Consider the following 13,230-nt stretch of genomic DNA (forward strand, 5'->3'; position numbering starts at 1 on the left):
TTAACAGATGACTGATGACATTAATCGTTCCATTCACCACGAGGAGGAACGGGAGTACGCACAGGGGTGCGTGTCAGTTCGTCATCTCTGAGGATTTCACCACGCAACCACTGGCGAATTGCTACCTCAATCACTTTACTAGGGTCATTGGTGAGATGCTGAATTTGCTCTAGTAACTCGGAGTCCAGGCGGACGGCAATTTCTACCTTATCGGCTCGTGTGTTTTCCGCTTCGGTAGTTTTCTCTTGCATATTCATAGGTTTGATATACTCTGAATTGGTTTTGTCTCAAGCTTTGTAAAGTAGTTATATTCATCATTTGGGCTAATTCACTGAAAAATTTTCAATGGGACATTTACATAGTTCCCCGAAATAGCACCAAAGTAACAGCTTTAAGTTTTAAATCGCATTTTTCATATAACTGACTAGACAATGGCTCTAGGAGTTTTGCCGATAAATCAGTGATTATGAGTAATTACAGGTCGTAATTGCCCAAGATCACTACATGATCCCTACATGTACTTATTTACATTTATTGTACGCTCCTAGCTGTTGAATACTAGCAGCGACAAATAGACTTTCATAATATTCTTAAAAGTCCACCTATTTAGATCGAAAGTTAAAGATGGGGTGAAGAGGGGATTGGGGATTGGGTATTAGGGATTGGGTTATGAAAACTCTTCCCTAGTCCCCAGTCCCCAGTCCCTAGTCCCCAATCCCCCACTAAAAACGGAGCGTCTTGGCTAAGAAAGCATTAAAATACATTAAGTAAATTGCTCTTTTAACTTTGGTTGCTGCTAAGGCAAAGATAGTATATGACTGACGTTCCCGCAGTTCGCATTCGCAATTTTTGTATTATTGCTCACATCGACCACGGGAAATCAACCCTCGCCGATCGCTTGCTACAAGCAACTGGCACTGTTGAAGACCGAAAGATGAAGGAACAGTTTCTCGACAACATGGATCTGGAACGGGAGCGCGGCATTACGATTAAGCTGCAAGCTGCCCGGATGAACTACACAGCTAAGGATGGTCAGCAGTATGTACTGAACTTAATTGATACTCCTGGACACGTGGATTTTTCTTATGAAGTCTCCCGCTCTCTTGTTGCTTGTGAAGGAGCGCTATTGGTAGTAGATGCTTCCCAAGGGGTGGAGGCGCAAACTTTGGCAAATGTCTATTTAGCCTTAGAGAGTAACCTGGAAATTATCCCAGTTTTGAATAAAATTGATTTGCCTGGGGCAGAACCAGAACGGGTAATTGGCGAAATTGAAGAAATTATCGGTCTAGATTGCAGTGGTGCGATTTTGGCTTCTGCGAAAGAAGGACTTGGTATTGATGAGATTTTAGAAGCAGTTGTCGAGCGGATACCGCCACCGCCCAATACCATAAATGAACGGTTACGAGCGTTAATATTTGATAGCTATTACGACAGTTACCGAGGAGTAATTGTGTATTTCCGGGTGATGGATGGCACTGTCAGAAAAGGCGATCGCATTCATTTAATGGCATCCGGTAAAGAATTTGAAATTGATGAGTTAGGTGTGCTTTCTCCTACTCAAAAGCAAGTTGAAGAACTCCACGCTGGCGAAGTAGGCTATTTGGGAGCGGCAATTAGAGCAGTAGCTGATGCACGGGTGGGTGACACAATTACCCTTAGTAAGGCAAAAGCTGAGTCACCCTTACCAGGTTACGCAGAAGCGAACCCAATGGTTTATTGTGGGATGTTCCCCATTGATGCTGACCAATTTGAAGACTTGCGGGAAGCATTAGAAAAGCTCGAACTCAACGACGCAGCCCTGCATTACGAACCAGAAACTTCGAGCGCGATGGGGTTTGGCTTCCGTTGCGGGTTTTTGGGCTTGCTGCACATGGAAATCGTCCAAGAACGCCTAGAGCGGGAGTATAATCTCGATTTAATCATTACAGCCCCTTCGGTGGTTTATAAGGTGATTACTCTCAAAGGAGAGGAACTGTACATCGATAATCCTAGCCGTTTACCTTCTCCCAACGATCGCCAAAGAATTGAAGAACCCTACGTCCAAGTAGAGATGATTACGCCGGAAACTTATGTTGGCAGCTTGATGGAGTTGTCACAAAATCGCCGGGGCATCTTCAAAGATATGAAATATCTCGCCCAAGGACGAACCACCCTGACTTATGAACTACCCTTAGCGGAAGTAGTAACTGACTTTTTCGATCAGATGAAGTCGCGATCGCGCGGTTATGCTAGTATGGAATATCACCTTATAGGCTACCGTGAGAACCCTTTGGTGAAGCTGGATATCATGATTAACGGCGATCCTGTGGATTCCTTGGCGATGATTGTGCATCGAGACAAAGCTTATAACGTTGGGCGGGCAATGGCAGAAAAACTCAAAGAATTAATTCCCCGCCATCAATTCAAAGTCCCAATTCAGGCATCTATTGGTAGTAAAGTTATTGCCAGCGAACACATCCCCGCCTTGCGGAAAGATGTGCTAGCCAAATGCTACGGTGGTGACATCAGCCGGAAGAAGAAACTCTTACAGAAGCAAGCAAAAGGTAAAAAGCGGATGAAATCTGTAGGTACTGTAGATGTACCGCAGGAAGCTTTTATGGCAGTACTGCGCTTGGATCAAAACTAATAGAATTCAGGAGTCAGGAGTCAGAAGTCAGAAGTCAGAATGAATTTGAGTCCGAATGGCGGATATCGCTACGCAAAGCGAGTCCGCACGCTCCTGCAAAGCAGCAAGCTAGCAAAAGCGTCTGAATCTACTATTTTCAGTCCCCCACCAAAATTTTTTGTTCTGAATTCAGAATTCAGAATTCTTTTTCAATATCTGTTAATTTTAATTACAAAGGCTGTCAACAGCAGCCTCAAGCGTAAAAGTTTCAGCCTGCTGCTGGTAGGTTTAGCTTTGAAAAAGCCAGAGACTAACTAGCCATTGGCTCAAAAATCCTTGAGCGTGCCTCTAATGCAGGATTTCTAACAGCAAAATATATATTTATTGTAGAAATTCAAAACATCATGAGTCGCAAGCAGGCCCAAGAACTCTCTGAGGCAGAGCAAAAATACCGCACTCTGGTAGAACAAATTCCGGGCGTTGTTTATATTTTACCGATTAATACCACTACTCAAGAAGCTTATATTAGTCCGCAACTGCAACAATTGTTAGGCATTGCTCCCGAAGATTGGCATCACGGTTTTTTTAATAGTTGGTTAAATTACACTCATCCAGACGATCGCGATCGCTATTGGCAAGCTGTAAACACGACAATCACCACCGGAGAGCCTTTGAGGGTCGAGTATCGAATGATGAGGCGTGATGGTAGAACAATTTGGGTGCGGGATCAAGCTAATCTTCTTCTCTGTGCGGATGGACAAACTCAGGTACTTCAGGGTTTAGTGTTCGATATTAGCGAACGCAAACAGGCAGAAGCCTCATTGCAAGAGAGCGAAGCGCGTTATCGTGCCATCCTCGAAGATCAAACGGAACTGATTGCTAGAGGCTCACCAGATGGTATTGTTACTTTTGTTAATGAAGCTTTCTGTCGATTTTTTGGACTCAAGCGAGAAGAGATTATTGCCCAACACTACGAACCTGTTGTGTTTGAAGAAGATCGGGAAGGTGTGTTTAGTCTGGTAAATTCCATTAGTTCCGAAAATCCCGTGATTGCCATTGAAAATCGTGCCATAGCAAGCCTTGGCGTGCGGTGGACGCATTGGATTATTCGAGGCATATTTGATGACCAGGGTACTCTTGTAGAACTTCAATCTGTTGGACGAGATATTACTGACCGCAAACAGGTAGAAGAAGCATTAAGTGAAAATGAGCAAAAATTCCGGGCGATTTTCAATCAAACCAATCAGTTTATCGGATTGCTTCAGCCCAATGGAATTGTATTAGAGGCTAACCAAACAGCACTGGACTTTGCTGGGATTACTCGAGAAGAAGTAGTCGGTAAGCCATTTTGGGAAGCAAAATGGTGGGCAATTTCTTCAGAGACGCAAGCACAATTAAAAACTGCGTTAGCAGCTGCTGCTAATGGTGAATCTATTCGCTATGAAGTTGAGGTTTTGGATCGAGACGATGGAACGATCGCAATTGATTTTTCACTACGTCCCATACTCGATGAAACAGGGTGTGTAACATTACTTATTTTTGAGGGACGAGATATTAGTGAATATCAAGCCGCGCTGCGCGAACGTCAAAAAGCTGAAGAGGCATTGCGCTCAAGTCAAGACTTTCTCCAAAAGGTTGCTAATACCGTACCGCATATTTTGTATTTATTTGACCTCTTAAAAGGAACAAGCATTTATCTTAACCAAAAAAGTCTTAGCATTTTAGGCTACTCTCCAGAGGAATTTTGTAACGCAGATCCGCAGTGGTTCCTAAATTGCTTTCATCCAGACGACCAACACCTCTGCTATGACATACCAAGTCGCTTCGTCAACCTTAGCGACAACGAAGTTCTTTCCACCGAATACCGATTCCGACATAAAAATGGGGAGTGGCTTTGGCTGAATACACGAGAAGTCGTATTTGCCAGAGATGCTAGCGGCACTCCAATACAGATTCTTGGCTCGGTAGAAGACATTAGCATTCGCAAACAAGCTGAAAAATTGCTGCGACAACAGGCAGAGGGGGAACGGCTAATTACTGAAGTAACTCAACAGATTCGGCAATCACTGAATTTGGAGGAGGTTCTAAATACAACAGTCAACAGTATTCGAGAGTGTTTGGGTTCAGATTCCGTCGCTATCTACCAGTTGGAATCTGACGGAAGTGGCTATTTTGCGGCAGAATCGCTGAGTGATGACTACCCGCAGAGATTAGAGCAGACACTGCACCCATTTTCGAAAAAACGAGATTTTAGCTACTATTACCAGGGATTACCTACAGTCCTGCATAATATTCAGGAGTCTGATCTTTCAGCCGATGTTTTTGAGTTATTACAACTCTATCAAATCAAGGCTGCGATGGTAGTACCGATTTTGAATGGGGAGCATCTGTGGGGTTTACTCATTGCTCATCAGTGTAGCGCACCTCGTTACTGGCAAGCATTTGAAGTGAATTTGTTGCAGCAGTTAGCCAGTCAGGTAGCGATCGCTATTCATCAATCAGTACTCTACCAGCAATTACAAGCTGCCAATGAAGAACTGCAAAGATTGGCCACTTTAGATGGCTTGACTCAAATAGCCAATCGTCGCCGATTTGATCAATTTCTTGAGAATGAGTGGCATCGACTCAAACGCGAGCAAATGCCGTTGTCTTTAATCTTGTTCGATGTCGATTTTTTTAAACGCTACAACGATACTTACGGGCATTTAGCAGGAGATGATTGTTTGCGGCAATTGGGGAGTGCGCTTAAAAGTGTTATTAAGCGTCCAGCCGATTTAGTCGCCCGTTACGGCGGCGAAGAATTTGCTGTGATTCTGCCTAATACAGAGATTGAAGGAGCAATCTTTATAGCTCAAACTATTCGACAAGCAGTCTATGACTTGAACGTTCCCCATGCTCAATCTAGTGTGTGCGATCGCGTTACTGTTAGTCTAGGTATTGCCAGCATTGTGCCAAATTCCGAAACTTCGCCACAAGACTTGATTAATGCTGCGGACAAATCACTTTATATAGCTAAACAGCAAGGGCGCGATCGAGTTCATACTGTTTGCGTCGTCACCCCTTCTTAAAGCCTGAGTTACAAAACGGGCACTCAATTGTCTTAAATTAAGAATTAGTATTATACCTTGCTTCGTATCGATAGCATACAGTTGATAACCTTTGATAAGCTTTAACAAAATAACTGTTAAAAAATCTAAAAATTTAGTAAAAGTACTCACTACATTCGCCAGACTTGTATTTTTAAGTAAATGTAGTTGTTTAGATATTTGTAAAGTGTCGGGGAGTCTAGCAGATGAAGATATTGGTATTGAGTTGGGAGTTTCCGCCAAGGATTGTTGGGGGAATTGCGCGACATGTAGCGGAATTGTACCCGGAACTGGTAAAGCTAGGACATGAAGTCCACCTGATTACGGCGGAGTTTGGTCAGGCATCAATGTATGAAGTGGTTGAAGGAGTAAAAGTACATCGGGTGCCAGTGGCACATAGTAATGACTTTTTCCACTGGGTAGTCAATCTCAACTTGAGTATGGGAGATCACGGTGGTAAGTTGATCTTGGAGGAAGGGCCCTTTGATTTAATTCATGCCCACGATTGGTTAGTTGGAGATGCTGCGATCGCTCTCAAGCATAATTTTAAAATACCACTAATTGCCACAATTCATGCTACAGAATACGGACGCTATAACGGTATTCACACAGAGATCCAAGGCTATATAAATGGCAAAGAAACCTTGCTGGCTTACAATGCTTGGCGGGTTATTGTTTGTAGCAACTATATGCGCCAAGAGGTAGAACGAGCATTATACAGTCCTTGGGACAAAATTGATGTTATCTATAACGGTATCAGAGCCGAAAAGAAACAGCATCACGTAGATTTTCATGCGCTAGATTTTCGCCGCCAATTTGCTACAGACAACGAGAAAATCGTTTATTACCTCGGTCGTATGACCTACGAAAAGGGTGTACCTATATTACTTAATGCCGCACCAAAAATCCTTTCGGAAATGGGAGGTAATGTTAAATTTGTGATTGTCGGTGGTGGAAATACTGACCATCTCAAACGCCAAGCCTGGAATTTGGGAATTTGGCATCATTGCTATTTTACAGGTTTTCTCTCTGATGATTACTTAGATAAATTCCAGACTGTTGCTGACTGTGCCGTTTTTCCTAGTCTTTACGAACCATTTGGAATTGTAGCTTTAGAAAGCTTTGCTTCTCGCGTGCCTGTAGTGGTTTCCGATACAGGTGGTTTTCCCGAAGTGGTGCAGCATACCAAAACAGGCATTGTTACTTGGGTGAACAATTCCGACTCTTTAGCTTGGGGAATTTTGGAAGTGTTGAAAAATCCAGGTTATCGACAATGGTTGGTGGATAACGCTTATGAAGATTTAGAGCGGCGCTTTAGCTGGCCAAAATTAGCTAGGCAAACTCAAGAAGTATATCAGCGAGTTGTGCAAGAGCGATCGCAAATTCTTTGGTAAGAGACTTTTCACAGCGGCGATTTCTTGAAGATGTAAGGCTTACACCCAAGAGATCCCCAAACCCTTTGTAAAGGGGAGCGAACCGGATTTCTCATTTGCCTTTATTACTGCTCACGTCGCTTATATCTCAGTACTGAAGTGACTGAGCTTTACCATTACTGAAAACCTTGTAACAACCAACACAATTACCTTTTGTTGCTAACTAATCGTGCTTTGAAGCGTCAGGCATAATTGCCTCCTGAAGATTTACGCCACTGAGGTTAGCTCCCCTCATGTCGGCTCCTCTCAGGTTGGCTCCTCTAAGATTTGCCCCTGCCAAATTTGCACCTCTCAGGTTAGTCCAACTCAAGTCAGCTTGACTCAAGTCAGCTTCACTTAAGTTAGCCCGCAACAGATAAGCACCACTGAAGCGAGCCTTATTCAAATTAGCTTTGTATAAGTCAGTTTTATAAAGATAAGCCCCCAATACTTCCGCTTCGTACAAACTTGCTTCGCTAAGGTCAGCCTCAATCAAGTTAGCTTCAATCAGGTTGGCAAAAGATAGATTTGCCCGTATTAGCTTTGCTGCACCTAAATCGGCATCTCTTAAGTTAGCGTCTCTTAGATCAGTTCCAATTAGATTAGCATGAGCGATCGCAGCGCCTCTCAGATTCGCCTCACTCAAATCGGCTCCAATCAAATTAGCCTGGCTCAAATCTGCCTGTGTAAGTATAGCACCACTCAAGTTAGCAACACTCAAGCTAGCATCACTCAAGTTAGCTTCAATGAGAAAGGCTTTGCTGAGGTTGGCACTACTGAGGTCAGCACCACTGAGGTTTGCTCGCACCAGTAAAGCATTACCTAAATCTACCTTTCTCAAATTTACCCCCTGGAGGTTTGCGCCTCTGAGGTTATGCCCTTGCAGATTTGCAGCGCTGAGGTCTGGTTCAATCTGAGGATTTTTCTTTCTCCACTCAATCCATGTCACTGCACCTGCTTTCAGTAAAGCTAGATGCTCTCGATTTGCCATTTTCTTTCCTTTACTCCTGACGACCACCTAGAGGATTTGCTCGGCCAGCTACATTTTCAATGGCCGTTAAAGCTCCCGCCGCACCTGCTAGAATATCCTGTTCTTGCCCACCTAAGTAAAGCCGTCCAAAGCTACCTACAGCTTGAACTTCAAGAATGTTAATCCTCGCCGCTTTCTCCGCTTCATTGGCAGCTAGCGCGGCGTAAGCAGCAGGTTCCACTTCTAATACATATAGTGTTTGTCCTGCTAGTAGTAGCTGTCCCCGGCGCGTGCGATTAATCAGTTGTGTTTGATAAGCATCGATGTTGCGGATAATCTGACTGGAAATAACACGCGGTTTCAGACATTCCTCTCTTTTGACTCCTAGTGCCGCCAAAATTGCTTGACCAGCAGCCCGCGTTTCACCTTGGGAGCTAGAATGAACTTCCAATAGTCCGTATAGTCGTTCAACTACCTGTACTCCCGGACGGACAGAGGCAGATTTCAGGGCTATATCCGTAATTTTATTAATTTCGATACCAGGAGAGATTTCAATCCACAGTGATGTATCCCCTGGTAATGGTAAGAAGCCTTGGGCTACTGTTCCCATATATGCTGCATGTTGAGGTTGCAGGTTGTCGAGAAATACGAAACTGCGTAGTTCTATTCCCAAGATTTTGCTCTCCAGTCATAAGGGTAAAAGTTATCTATTGCAATATAGAAGTGCTTAACTTGAGTAATTTTTGCCACAAGTGAAGCATGGAAAAATACAAACTAGAAAAATTTTGCTGTCGATAAATTTTACACCTGAGAAGTATTCTGGCAGTAAAAACCGCCTTGATAATTGTACAAGCTTTATTACGCACAAATCGCTGGCTGAAATCCCTAACTAGTCTTGATTTACTGATAAAGTTGATGTGATAAAAAAGCTTTTAGCGAAACTGAAGCCCAAAAAGTTCACTAGACTTGTGCCAATATCTTCAAAATGCTGCCAAAACCATAGCCAATCAACCTGACAGTGCTAGGGTTTACATATTGACAAAGTAAGCAAGAAGTGATTTAGCTGGAAATAAACAAAGAACAGGCTATTCGCAAATTAACAGCGATCGCTAGTTCAGTAACGATGCTAGCAATGTGCGATCGCGTTCTATCTTAAATGGAGCAAGAAGACTCCCCTTAAGTCTTCGATTGTAACGGGAGATGAATTTCGACCAACATAAAATTGAGTGAAGCAAATCATTGTTTTGGCTGTTCTTGATTCTCAATGTAATGCTTTAACTGCTCAACAGTAACGCCTCCACAACTAGCAACAAAGTATGAACCAGTCCAATCAGTTTTGGGAAAATATCTTTTAAAGAATCCGAAAAGCAGCAACATCAGTTTGGAGATTAAGTATACACCTACCAAAATGAGATGAACTCGTTGCTAAGTCATGGTTAATACAAATTTAAAACTGAGATTTAAACCCGTTTCTCACAGTTGGGTTGCTCTGCATCCAAAGCCTAAAGGAGTAATTCAATTTATTGCAGGGGCTTTCTTTGGTACATTTGGCCCCATGCTTTTCTATCGCCATTTGCTTCGCTCTCTATTCGAGCAGGGATATACCATTATTCTTCTACCGTTTAATTTTACGTTTGACCATTATGTAGAAGCTGGTTTTTTGATGAGAGAGCAGTATGAGATTTTGCCAGAGCTTATAAGGATGGCAAGTGTGGAAGGATATGATTATGAAGCCTATCTAGATGATAAAAACTTTTCTTGGATTGGACATAGCCTTGGCTGTAAATATATCTCACTGTTAGAAGGATTTACTGCTTTACCTCCAGAGCCTCAAGATAGGGAAAAGTTTATTCGGAAACTGCTGTCTTATACTTCGAATGAGTTACAGATAGAAAGTGTTGTTGCAGATATTAACATTCTCGTTGAGGAACTTAAACGAAAAATTATAGAAGATCAGAAACTAATTGACACTTACGTAGGTCGGGAAATTAAAATTAATAGTGTCTTTATTAGAGGACAAGTTTCTATCCTCTTAGCGCCTGATATTAGCGATACAGCCAGTGCAATTCGTCCTCAATTTTTAGCCGATATCATCGATAATCTTGGTTGGGGTGTGAAACCAACCCCTGAAGAAACCAAGAATTTAATCAAGGATAGTGGTTTATTTAATATCATGGGTTTAGTCTGCTTTAAGTCTGATAAGATTGCTAAGTTAACCTGTGAATGGTTTACTGATATTTTGAAAAAACCGCCTCAAAAATTTATTGGAAATTTAAACGGTGGACATTTAAAACCTTTAGGTATTCAATTAGGTAATACTGTAATTAATCTTTTTGACAAACATTTGATTGAGTCAGTTCAAGATCGAAATAAAGGCTTTGAGCATCATGTAATTGAATTACTTGAGGAACTGAAAAAATTATCAAACTAATGAGCATTGGGCATTGGGTAAAAGTTTTAATTCCCAATTCCCAATTCCCAATTTTTTTATAACAATCCCAATTCTTCTGGAAAGCCCAGCATGATGTTTAGGTTTTGGATTGCTGCTCCTGATGCGCCTTTGCCCAAGTTGTCGAGACGAGCAACTAGCAATACTTCTTTGGTGGTGTCATTGGCGAATACAAAAACCTGAACAATATTGGTGCCGTTTATTGCGATTGCATCCAAAAATATTCCATCTCGCAGCAGAGTAGAATCTTGGAATGGAGCAACCTGCACAAATTTTTCACTTTGGTAGTAGTTAGCGATCGCTTCATAGATTACCTCACCTGATGGTGGATTATCCAAAATTCCCAACGGTAAAGGCACTTGAACTAGCATCCCTTGCTCAAAATCCCCTACTGACGGTACAAACAGTGGCGGCAATGCTAATTCTGAATAATAATGCATTTCCTTGACGTGCTTATGCCCAAACTGCAAACCATAGATGCCATAAGGATATAGTGACTCTCCCCCAGCTTGCTGTTCATGGAAGATATGGTATTTATTGATAAGATTCTTTCCGCCACCAGAGTAACCTGATACTGCATTAACAGTGATGGGAAAATTACTCTTTAAAATTCCCTTAGCAGTCAAAGGACGGATACAGGCTAAAAATCCTGTGGGATAACAGCCTGGATTGCTGACAAACTGGGCGCTGGCGATTTTCTCTCTCTGCCCTGGATTTAGTTCAGGGAAGCCATATACCCAGCCATTAGCTGTGCGATAGGCACTACTAGCATCAAGGATCTTAACCGTATTACTACTTACTAAACTAACAGCTTCGCGGGCTGCATCATCAGGTAGGCAGAGAATAACAACATCAACGGCATTAATTAGTTTAGCCCGCTCAGTTGCATCCTTACGTTTAGATGCCTCAATGCTAACTAACTCAATATCATCCCGTTGATTGAGGCGTGAGTAGATTTGTAAGCCTGTGGTTCCCGATTCGCCATCAATAAAAATCTTAGGTTTAATCATGCGTCTAGTATCCTTAAATAGCAAAAAATAGCAAAATTTGTTATTACTTGTCTTTACTCTGCCCAAGCTAAAGTGCGTTTCACAGCTTTTTGCCAAGTAGCAAAATTGGACAATGGGGCATTGCTCTCCGGCTCAAATACACGCTCAATTTGACGTTGCTGCACCAGTGCTTCATAGCTCTCCCAAAATCCTATAGCTAAACCTGCTGCAAATGCTGCACCCTGAACGGTCGTATCGCGGATTATCGGTCGTTCAACTGGAATACCTAACACATCAGCCTGGAATTGCATCAAAAAATTATTTTCGCAAGCACCACCATCTACGGTTAATCGACCAACTGGAGTACTGCTAGATGAATTAATCGCCTGTACTACTTCCAAAACTTGATATGTGATCGCTTCCAACACAGCGCGTACTAAATGCTCTGGTTGGACACTGGCGGTAATGCCAAAAAAGGCTCCCCTAGCACTCATATCCCAATAGGGTGCGCCTAGCCCACTAAATGCAGGCACAAAGTAGACTCCGCCATTATCTTTTACCTGATTTGCCATCGCTTCACTTTCAGCAGCAGTTTTAATCAGCTTGAGGCGATCGCGCAACCATTGAATACAAGCTCCACTAGTAAACATACTGCCTTCTAAGGCATAGCCTACATCCAATGCTCCGCTTGCATTTGCTTTTGTCCATGCCACCGTAGAAATAAGTTGATGGTGCGAGCGCACAATTCGATTACCTGTGTGAGCCACTAAAAAGCTACCAGTTCCGTAAGTACATTTCATCAAACCGGGGCGATCACAACCATGACCAAATAAAGCCGCTTGTTGATCCCCCAAGATCGCAGTAATCGGAATTTCAGCGCCCAACAAAGTCGCATCAGTAACTCCAAATACTCCTAAACTAGGCTGAATCTTGGGCAAAATATGAGCCGGAATTTGAAACAAATTTAGTAAATTATCATCCCATTCACAGGTTTTGAGATTCATCAACATTGTTCGGCTGGCATTGCTGTGGTCAGTAGTATGGACTTTCCTGCCTGTGAGGTTCCATAGTACCCAGGTATCAATAGTGCCTGCTAAGACATTGTTTAGGTCAACGTCTGTAAACTTATCTAATAGCCACCTAAGTTTGGTAGCAGAGAAATAGGCATCAATGATTAATCCGGTGCGATCGTAAATTTCATCAGCATAGCCTTGCTCTTTTAACTCGTGACAAAGGGGAGCAGTGCGACGATCTTGCCAAACGATCGCTCTATGGAGTGGTTTACCAGTAGTTTTGTCCCAAATCAAGCAGGTTTCACGCTGTACAGTTAGTCCCAATGCTGCGATCGCTGATGGAGCAATCTGGGCATTCTTAATGGCGGTTTCTATCACCCAATAGGTATCTTGCCAAATTTGTTGAGGGTCATGTTCTAACCATCCAGGCTGAGGATAATACTGAGTTAGTTCTTTGTATGCCTGCCCAACAATCTTACCGTCTGCGTTAAACACAAAGGCGCGGTTGCCTGTCGTACCTAAATCCAGTGCTAAGATGTAGCCCGATGATAAAGTTGTGTTGCCAAGTGTGTGCATAGCTGCTTTGACATACTGCGTAGGTGTAGCCCAACCTACGCATAGTGATTTTAGAAATTCGTATTAAATCAGATATACATTATTTTGTGTACATTTAGGTCATCTTTTATCACCAGATACCCATCTGTAA

Annotated in this window: 11 protein-coding genes; 5 read left to right on the top strand and 6 right to left on the bottom strand. The window is 42.6% G+C overall.

What is annotated here, in order from left to right:
- Positions 1–20: 20 nt before the first annotated feature.
- The gene (locus GNF10_RS00690; protein WP_012408258.1) at positions 21–257 is read right to left on the bottom strand and encodes a hypothetical protein; all 237 of its coding nucleotides are present in this window, start codon (positions 255–257) and stop codon (positions 21–23) included.
- Positions 258–814: 557 nt separating this feature from the next.
- Between GNF10_RS00690 and lepA the strand changes: the two genes are divergently transcribed.
- The 4 genes from lepA (at position 815) to GNF10_RS00710 (ending at position 7,085) form a co-directional block, all read left to right on the top strand.
- A complete protein-coding gene (gene lepA, locus GNF10_RS00695) occupies positions 815–2,626 on the top strand; it encodes a translation elongation factor 4 (RefSeq protein WP_185586491.1) in 1,812 nt (603 codons plus the stop codon).
- 39 nt (positions 2,627–2,665) lie between these two features.
- Positions 2,666–2,923: a hypothetical protein gene (locus GNF10_RS00700; RefSeq protein ID WP_185586492.1), complete on the top strand. Its 258-nt coding sequence runs from the start codon at positions 2,666–2,668 to the stop codon at positions 2,921–2,923.
- An 86-nt stretch (positions 2,924–3,009) separates the two neighbouring features.
- On the top strand, positions 3,010–5,673 hold the full coding sequence (locus tag GNF10_RS00705) for a PAS domain S-box protein (RefSeq protein ID WP_185586493.1): 2,664 nt from the start codon (positions 3,010–3,012) through the stop codon (positions 5,671–5,673).
- A gap of 224 nt (positions 5,674–5,897) precedes the next feature.
- Complete coding sequence (locus GNF10_RS00710; protein ID WP_185585240.1) at positions 5,898–7,085, top strand: glycosyltransferase family 4 protein; 1,188 nt, start codon at positions 5,898–5,900, stop codon at positions 7,083–7,085.
- 202 nt (positions 7,086–7,287) lie between these two features.
- Here the strand turns inward: GNF10_RS00710 and GNF10_RS00715 are convergent, their stop codons facing one another.
- From GNF10_RS00715 to GNF10_RS00725, 3 genes are all read right to left on the bottom strand, one after another.
- Positions 7,288–8,094 (bottom strand): pentapeptide repeat-containing protein, encoded by an 807-nt coding sequence (locus tag GNF10_RS00715; protein ID WP_185585241.1) that lies wholly within the window; start codon positions 8,092–8,094, stop codon positions 7,288–7,290.
- Positions 8,095–8,104: 10 nt separating this feature from the next.
- Positions 8,105–8,746: a hypothetical protein gene (locus tag GNF10_RS00720; protein WP_094327655.1), complete on the bottom strand. Its 642-nt coding sequence runs from the start codon at positions 8,744–8,746 to the stop codon at positions 8,105–8,107.
- Positions 8,747–9,309: 563 nt separating this feature from the next.
- A complete protein-coding gene (locus tag GNF10_RS00725; protein WP_260445867.1) occupies positions 9,310–9,450 on the bottom strand; it encodes a transposase in 141 nt (46 codons plus the stop codon).
- Positions 9,451–9,505: 55 nt separating this feature from the next.
- Here GNF10_RS00725 and GNF10_RS00730 point away from each other — a divergent pair, with 55 nt between their 5' ends.
- On the top strand, positions 9,506–10,504 hold the full coding sequence (locus GNF10_RS00730; protein ID WP_185585242.1) for a DUF1350 family protein: 999 nt from the start codon (positions 9,506–9,508) through the stop codon (positions 10,502–10,504).
- 56 nt (positions 10,505–10,560) lie between these two features.
- Here GNF10_RS00730 and argC read toward each other — a convergent pair whose 3' ends face one another.
- Positions 10,561–11,532, bottom strand: a complete 972-nt coding sequence (argC, locus tag GNF10_RS00735; RefSeq protein ID WP_185585243.1) for an N-acetyl-gamma-glutamyl-phosphate reductase — start codon at positions 11,530–11,532, stop codon at positions 10,561–10,563.
- 53 nt (positions 11,533–11,585) lie between these two features.
- Positions 11,586–13,100 (bottom strand): glycerol kinase GlpK, encoded by a 1,515-nt coding sequence (gene glpK, locus GNF10_RS00740; protein WP_185585244.1) that lies wholly within the window; start codon positions 13,098–13,100, stop codon positions 11,586–11,588.
- Between the last annotated feature and the right edge of the window lie 130 nt (positions 13,101–13,230).

The organism is Nostoc sp. UCD121, assembly GCF_014222285.1.
In the GTDB taxonomy this organism is placed as follows: domain Bacteria; phylum Cyanobacteriota; class Cyanobacteriia; order Cyanobacteriales; family Nostocaceae; genus Nostoc.

Coding starts and splice junctions, on each gene's coding strand:
- GNF10_RS00690 (WP_012408258.1), bottom strand. CDS start 257: ATGAATATGCAAGAGAAAACTACCGAAGCGGAAAACACACGAGCCGAT.
- lepA (WP_185586491.1), top strand. CDS start 815: ATGACTGACGTTCCCGCAGTTCGCATTCGCAATTTTTGTATTATTGCT.
- GNF10_RS00700 (WP_185586492.1), top strand. CDS start 2,666: ATGAATTTGAGTCCGAATGGCGGATATCGCTACGCAAAGCGAGTCCGC.
- GNF10_RS00705 (WP_185586493.1), top strand. CDS start 3,010: ATGAGTCGCAAGCAGGCCCAAGAACTCTCTGAGGCAGAGCAAAAATAC.
- GNF10_RS00710 (WP_185585240.1), top strand. CDS start 5,898: ATGAAGATATTGGTATTGAGTTGGGAGTTTCCGCCAAGGATTGTTGGG.
- GNF10_RS00715 (WP_185585241.1), bottom strand. CDS start 8,094: ATGGCAAATCGAGAGCATCTAGCTTTACTGAAAGCAGGTGCAGTGACA.
- GNF10_RS00725 (WP_260445867.1), bottom strand. CDS start 9,450: ATGTTGCTGCTTTTCGGATTCTTTAAAAGATATTTTCCCAAAACTGAT.
- GNF10_RS00730 (WP_185585242.1), top strand. CDS start 9,506: ATGGTTAATACAAATTTAAAACTGAGATTTAAACCCGTTTCTCACAGT.
- argC (WP_185585243.1), bottom strand. CDS start 11,532: ATGATTAAACCTAAGATTTTTATTGATGGCGAATCGGGAACCACAGGC.
- glpK (WP_185585244.1), bottom strand. CDS start 13,100: ATGCACACACTTGGCAACACAACTTTATCATCGGGCTACATCTTAGCA.